Here is a 235-nt window from a genome sequence, read left to right as displayed (position 1 = left end):
TACTTCTGCAGTGGAAACTTCTGCCCCTTGAACGTGTGCTCCGGGAACCACGGCGCCAACAACATCGGCTTCGGAAACTTCGGTAGCAAGAACCTCGGCTTCGGGAACCATGGCAACAACAACATCGGCTTCGGGCTCACCGGCGACAACCAGATCGGCATCGGCGGGCTGAACTCGGGCGTCAACAACATCGGCTTCGGGAACTCCGGCACCGCAAACACCGGCGTCGAGAACG

General features: G+C 60.0%; 1 pseudogene. It reads left to right on the top strand.

Features of this window, described 5'->3' with window-relative positions:
* Positions 1-33 precede the first annotated feature (33 nt).
* Positions 34-235, top strand: a pseudogene (locus tag BST40_RS28820) (pentapeptide repeat-containing protein); the annotation flags it as partial.

Source organism: Mycobacterium persicum (assembly GCF_002086675.1).
GTDB lineage: Bacteria > Actinomycetota > Actinomycetes > Mycobacteriales > Mycobacteriaceae > Mycobacterium > Mycobacterium persicum.
The sequence above is the reverse complement of the archived record's forward strand: the minus strand, read 5'-3'. Positions and strand labels throughout refer to the sequence as shown.